We start from the raw sequence: 562 nt of genomic DNA on the forward strand, positions 1-562 counted from the left end.
GACTTAGGAGCTGGAGCTTCTTCAGGTTCCGCAGCTTGTTCTTCAACAGTAGGTTCAGTTTGTCTACGAGTAGGCTCACGAATTAAAGCCTGATCTGGTTGAGGAGTAGCTGTAGAAGGTTCTTCAACTTTCGGAGCTTTAGCACTGCCTTCTGGATGGACAATCTCATGTGTAGGAACAAAAGTGTCTTTACCGTATCCAGTAATCTGGCCATTAGAGTCTAAAATAGCAGAACGAACCTTAGAGTATCCGGTAGCTTCATCAGAAACATGCTCAATAGGCATATCAAAATCTTTGTTCTTCCAAGTAGCAGGAGTACCTTCTGGACGAGATTCTGGTCTAGTAGGAGTACGAACAATATTTTGATCCGGAGACGGTTTAGTAGCCTCTGGTTCTGCTTGAGCAGAAGCCTCAGCTTCTCGTCTAGCTCTTTCCAGATCAGCTCTATGCTGAGCAACAGCAGCCTCATTACGGGCAGCAGAACTAAGTCCAGCAACATCTGGCCCAGTAGGCTCAGCAACAGGCTCTGGAGTAGGCTGTGCTTGTGCCTCTGATTGCGCCT

The 562-nt window shown here is 47.2% G+C and carries 1 protein-coding gene; it reads right to left on the reverse strand.

Translation table 11 applies throughout. From position 1 onward, the window contains the following. Positions 1-562, reverse strand: a 562-nt coding sequence (locus N1032_RS27015; protein WP_259543776.1) for a hypothetical protein, incomplete at both ends; no start/stop codon positions are given.

It is taken from the genome of Herbiconiux daphne (assembly GCF_024979295.1).
Lineage (GTDB): Bacteria > Actinomycetota > Actinomycetes > Actinomycetales > Microbacteriaceae > Herbiconiux > Herbiconiux daphnes.